Genomic DNA, 5,916 nt, shown 5'->3' on the forward strand with positions numbered 1-5,916 from the left:
CCAAGTACTAAGCAAACAGAATCAGAGCCAATAAAATTCTCTCCAATTATAAATGCTTGAGCAAGACCATCAGGTGACGCTTGAATTTCATAATGTAACTTCAATCCTATTTTTGAACCATCACCAAGAAGGCGTATAAAACCCACTTGGTCTTCAGGGGTTGTAATGATCAAGATATCCTTTATGCCTGCTAGCATCAGAACTGACAAGGGATAATAGATCATTGGCTTGTCATAAATAGGAAGCAACTGCTTCGACACACCCATTGTAATTGGATAAAGCCGAGTACCTGACCCACCAGCAAGAATTATTCCTTTCATTATTTTAATCCTAATCGTTCACGTTGATAGCTACCATCCTGTACTCGACGGCACCACTGTTGATTGGTTAAGTACCATTCAACGGTTTTACGAATGCCACTTTCAAAAGTCTCTTGTGGTTTCCAGTTCAAATCATGGCTAATTTTGCTGGCATCAATAGCATAGCGACGGTCATGACCTGGGCGGTCAGTAACATAGGTAATTTGTTCGCGGTATGAAGTATTCTTAGGAACCATCTCATCCAACAAATCACAAATAGTCAGCACCACATCGAGATTTTTCTTCTCATTGTGCCCACCGATATTATACGTCTGGCCAAGACTACCTTGGGTCACCACTGTGTATAGTGCGCGCGCATGATCTTCAACATATAACCAATCACGGATCTGATCGCCCTTGCCATAGACAGGCAAGTTCTTCCCTTCCAGAGCATTAAGAATAACCAGTGGGATCAGTTTTTCCGGGAAGTGATATGGACCATAGTTATTTGAACAGTTGGTTACAATGCAAGGTAAGCCATAAGTCCGTTGCCAGGCACGAACTAAGTGATCACTTGATGCTTTAGAAGCAGAATAAGGGCTGCTTGGCGCATAAGACGTTGTTTCGGTAAATAACGGGAGAACCGCGCCATCCGGGCATTCATCAGGATGCGGCAAATCACCGTACACTTCGTCAGTAGAAATATGATGGAAACGGAAGCCTGCTTTGCGCTCATCATTCATCTGCGCCCAATAAGCACGTGCTGCTTCAAGCAGGGTGTAAGTTCCTACAATGTTCGTTTCGATAAATTCAGCAGGACCGGTGATAGAGCGGTCAACGTGGCTTTCAGCTGCCAGATGCATAACCGCATCCGGTTGATGTTCTTTAAATATCGCATCCATTGCACTTCTGTCGCAGATATCTGCCTGAACGAATGCATATCGTTCATTGCTACTCACATCTACCAATGATTCAAGATTACCTGCATAGGTTAATTTATCGACATTAACGACGCTGTCCTGAGTATTATTTATAATATGACGGACGACCGCTGAACCGATAAAACCGGCACCACCAGTAACAAGAATTTTCACGAAAAGATTCTCTCTTAAATTTTATAATGATTATCTTCTATAATTTTATTTCAGACGATAATCCCGCAAGGATTTAAAAACAGGAGATAGGTGTAACGCGCATTTACCCACGCTACCGCCCCTGGCTCAACAGCTACCAGAGTACTGATTTTGACGCTCGATTTTTTCCTCATGCAGACACTGCTGAGGGGTGGAGCACATTAGGATAGGCATCTTACCTGTGGCTTGCGACCTATTCTAATGGGCTCGTTAACTATTGGATTCTGCGCAAATTTCAAACATAAAAAAACGGCAGTAAGCCCCAACAGAGTTGCATGCTGCAACCCTATCGCCACTTTCCACTGCCGTTCTTCTCATCAGGCACTCATCTTCATTGTTTACAAAGCAATCAACGAGCTAACAATTTCTGAATGCTATCTCTGAACTTCTGGCCTTCTTTATGGTTACGCAGACCGTACTGTACAAACGCCTGCATGTAACCCATTTTCTTGCCACAGTCATAGCTTTCGCCAGTCATCAAAGCCGCTTCAACCGCTTGCTTTTGATTCAGTGCCGCAATGGCATCCGTCAGTTGGATACGGTCCCAGGCGCCTGGTTCGGTTTTCTCGAGTTCAGGCCAGATATCCGCAGACAGCACATAGCGGCCCACGGCAGCAAGGTCAGAATCGAGTGTCTGAGGCTGGTCTGGTTTTTCTACGAATTCAACGATGCGGCTCACCTGCCCTGCATTGTCCAGAGATTCCTTGGTAGTGATAACGGAATACTCAGACAAGTCTTCATTAGGCATACGTTTTGCCAAAACCTGGCTGCGCCCGGTCTCTTTAAAACGCTCAACAATTGCCGCTAAGTTGTAGCGCAATGGATCAGCACTTGCGCCATCAAGAATGACGTCAGGTAATACCACAACGAATGGATTGTCGCCAATAATCGGGTGCGCGCACAAAATTGAGTGACCAAGGCCTAAAGGCTGTGCCTGACGCACGTTCATGATGGTCACGCCCGGTGGGCAAATTGACTGGACTTCTGCAAGCAACTGGCGCTTAACGCGTTGCTCCAGCAGCGCTTCCAGCTCATACGAGGTGTCGAAATGGTTCTCTACCGCATTCTTGGAAGAGTGCGTCACCAGCACGATTTCTTTGATACCGGCAGCTACGATTTCGTCTACGATGTATTGAATCATCGGTTTGTCGACTATCGGTAACATCTCTTTTGGAATAGCTTTTGTTGCAGGCAACATATGCATACCCAAGCCTGCTACCGGAATAACTGCTTTCAAATTAATCATATTCAAACCCACCTCTAAATGGTTGGGGGATTATAGTCGTTTCGTGCGCTGATACCAGCATGAATTGATCCCCAAAATAGTACTTCATCTTAACGTTCTCAACAAAGTACGCAAAACCAAAGTCTTGATTTACGCTGTTTAAAAGCTCGGATTAATCGCAATGTGATTTGACAACTACTTATTCATCGCTGGTAGAGCAAAATTCAACCCACTGGTGTTCACATGTTGGTGATCCACCCGGTCAATATCCACCGAACTGTGCCCTTTCTCATTAACCGCTCGCACATTAGCCAGAGACAGCAGCGTGTCATCTTTGGCCATAAAACGACCCCGTACGTCTTTGCGCAGGTCGAAGTGTAGCTTTAACGCAGGCCCAACCTCAGCATACTGCATCACATCAACGTTTCTCAGGAACAAGTGTTGTGGTTTGTTATGCAACTCAAGTGTTGCCCGCTTTATCACTAGATTGGTGATCGCCACAAAAGAGGTCGCATTACCCGATGAAATCTGGATACCGCGGCTCCTAAACGGCATATGAGAATTATCTAATGAAATATCATTGAGCTTAAAATTTTGCGGAATAGACAGATATTTGCCTTTGATCACCCCATAACCAATCAGAAATCCCGCACTGTCGACCATATCAACATTATCAATGACGAAGTTATCACAGCCATAAATAGCGACTGTCGCGTTATCGATTCCCGCGTTCTTACTAAATGTGTGATTAATGTTTCGTGCTTTAATATTGCGAATAATAAAGTGTTTACCATTCTCGACATGCACCAACTGGCGGCAGTTGCTGCCGGTGATATTGGCGACGACAAAATTTTTCACCGCCTGATTTTCAGGATACTCATTATCGTAGGTACTTCCCGCCAACCCGATGCCGATACCCCAGTTGATCTTGCCATTGGTGCAATCAATGTTTTCAATCACGTGGTCGGAGATAAGCAGGTCGTGGTCGTTTATCGCCACGTTCCATTCGATAGCATCACCCTGCAAACGGCTGAAATGACCGTTAGTAATCCTCACGTTCTCCATGCGGTTGTGGAAACCTTGCCGCAAAATGGCGTAGTTGGCATCATGAACGGTAATGTTATCAATCACCAGATTGCGCATAGTGCGCTTATTTTTGCCGCCGATGTAGATTTGTGTCACCGGCACAAAACCGCTCATATCAATGCCTTTAATGGTGCAGTTTGAGCCGCGCACATCAAGAGTAATATTGTTAAACCGCCCCCCCTTTTCGCCCACAATTTGGCAACCGTCCTGCATCACAAAACGCCCTTTGCCATTGCCTTTTAATCCACCCGCGACCTGTAGCGTTTTGCCTTCGGGCATGAAGACTGCCGTGTTGATGTTGTTGCAGACTAAAGCGGCGGGAACAGTGACGGTGTCTGCGGCGGCAAAGGCCTGTTTGAAGGCTGCTATCCAGTCACCTTTGTAGAATTGCTCGACGCTTACCTCATCTTTAATGCTGGTCGCCAGAACCGCGCGTGCCAGAACCACGCGTGGTAGCACAAAAGGCACCGCGGCCAGTACTGAACTGGCCCATAACAGCTTGCGGCGGGAGGAAGAAAACGGAAGGGTAGTGAGTAGAATTCTTTTGCGCATACGTCCTCGTGAAGCTTCACTCGGTGGGTTTACAGCGTATGTAGCTGGCGGGCGAGCTGTTGGTAGATAACTTTTTGATTAAACTCGGTTTCGACTTTCTCACGAGCCCGGCTCAACATAGGCCTAAGCTCGCTTTCTTCGACATTGGCGAAAACCTGAAGTCGGTCCGCAAGGGCGACGGCATCATATTCAGGCACCAGCCAGCCGGAACGACCCGAATCGATTAACTCCGGTATACCGCTGTGTACCGTCGAAAGAACCGGAATACCGACCGCCATCGCTTCCATCAAAGCAACGGGGATACCTTCCATATCGCCATCAGCGCCCGTGACCGACGGCAGCAAGAACAAATCAGCTTCATCGAGCATCGCTTTCACTTCGTGATTCGGCTTAAAGCCCGGCATAAACACCACATCATCGAGCTGATTTTGTTCGATAAGCGTGCGCAGGCGCGTTTCCCACGGGCCGATGCCGAGGATGTTGTAACGGAAGCTCACACCGCGCTCTTTTAACAACACGCAGGCTTCAATCGCCACATGCAACCCTTTCTTCTCGGTCAGCCGTGCCACCGAGATAATCTCCAGCGTTTTCGCCGGGGCTTTAACCGCGCGTTGCGAAAACCGTTCCATGTCCACTCCCATGCGCGAAACAGTAATTTTCTCCGCCGGGCAGCCCATTTTCTGCAAACGCCCTGCCCATAAATCACTGATTGGCAGCATTAAATCACCGCGTACGAAAAGCTTTTGATATTCAGGTGTGTAATGCGCCAGTGCGTCACGCCCTGAAATATCAATACCGTGGAAAACCGTGGCGATTTTACCTTTCAGTAAACCAAGTTCGCGCAGTTTTGCTGCCGTCACACCGGCTGGGCCGAAATGGGCTATAAAAACATCAGCCTGTACAGGCTGCGGGTTACGGCCACAAATGGAAGACAAGATCAAATTGCGCGCTTCGTCGCCATAGCGCTTCGCATTCAAGGCTTTCCAGGTGCGCGGGCGCAGCCCCCCCCGCAGTGTATTCAGGGCACGGGATTGCAGTTTTGCGACCTTGCCTGCAGGTTCGTCCATCAGCCAGGTGGTTTTCTCAGCGAGCTTGTACTCTTTGAAAGCCGCGTGAGTGTGGGTCAAATCGCCCTTCTGGATGGCAACGATTTCCACCTCATACCCCATATCGATAAACGCGGTTATCTGATTCAGAACAAAGGTTTCGGATGCCACAGGGAATTTGAGCAAGAAGAAACCGACTTTCATTTCGCCCCCTTCACTCGCGCCAGAACCGATTCCACCATGCGCAGGCCATCTTCACGTTCGGCACGCACCGCGTGAACAAGCCGTTCATTAATTGCCGGGAGTTGCCCTAACACATCAGCGACCACGCTTTGCAGTGATCCATCCAGAAGCTGGCGGATTTCAATCGCCATTTCCGGCATGCCAAGTTGCTGCATGATGCCTGCGGATTTGTGTTCATAATTGATAGCAATGGCAGGGGTGCCAAAGTTCATCGAGATAATGGCAGAATGCAGTCGTGTGCCGACGGTCAGTTCACATTCACCAAGAATTTTGCCCATTTCCAGGTCATTAAGCTCATCCATCACCACGTGATATTGCTCGGGAGAGTTCAC

General features: G+C 47.8%; 6 protein-coding genes. All 6 read right to left on the reverse strand.

The genetic code is table 11. The annotated features are described in order from the left end of the window. Window positions 1–320, reverse strand: a 320-nt coding sequence (locus VJY99_RS16815; RefSeq protein WP_324120509.1) for a sugar phosphate nucleotidyltransferase, incomplete at its 3' end; no start/stop codon positions are given. Next, window positions 320–1,393, reverse strand: a complete 1,074-nt coding sequence (gene rfbB, locus VJY99_RS16820) for a dTDP-glucose 4,6-dehydratase (RefSeq protein ID WP_324120510.1) — start codon at window positions 1,391–1,393, stop codon at window positions 320–322. The genes VJY99_RS16815 and rfbB, both read right to left, overlap by 1 nt. A 388-nt stretch (window positions 1,394–1,781) precedes the next feature. Beyond that, entirely contained in the window at window positions 1,782–2,678 is an 897-nt protein-coding gene (gene galF, locus VJY99_RS16825) for a UTP--glucose-1-phosphate uridylyltransferase GalF (protein ID WP_324120512.1), read from the reverse strand. Between the two features lie 174 nt (window positions 2,679–2,852). Then, complete coding sequence (gene wcaM, locus VJY99_RS16830; RefSeq protein ID WP_324120513.1) at window positions 2,853–4,295, reverse strand: colanic acid biosynthesis protein WcaM; 1,443 nt, start codon at window positions 4,293–4,295, stop codon at window positions 2,853–2,855. A 29-nt stretch (window positions 4,296–4,324) separates the two neighbouring features. Beyond that, window positions 4,325–5,545, reverse strand: a complete 1,221-nt coding sequence (gene wcaL / locus VJY99_RS16835; RefSeq protein ID WP_324120515.1) for a colanic acid biosynthesis glycosyltransferase WcaL — start codon at window positions 5,543–5,545, stop codon at window positions 4,325–4,327. Continuing rightward, the coding region (locus VJY99_RS16840; protein WP_324120517.1) for a polysaccharide pyruvyl transferase family protein at window positions 5,542–5,916 on the reverse strand (375 nt) is incomplete at its 5' end. The genes wcaL and VJY99_RS16840, both read right to left, overlap by 4 nt.

The organism is Buttiauxella sp. (genome assembly GCF_035271705.1).
Taxonomy (GTDB): Bacteria; Pseudomonadota; Gammaproteobacteria; order Enterobacterales; family Enterobacteriaceae; genus Buttiauxella.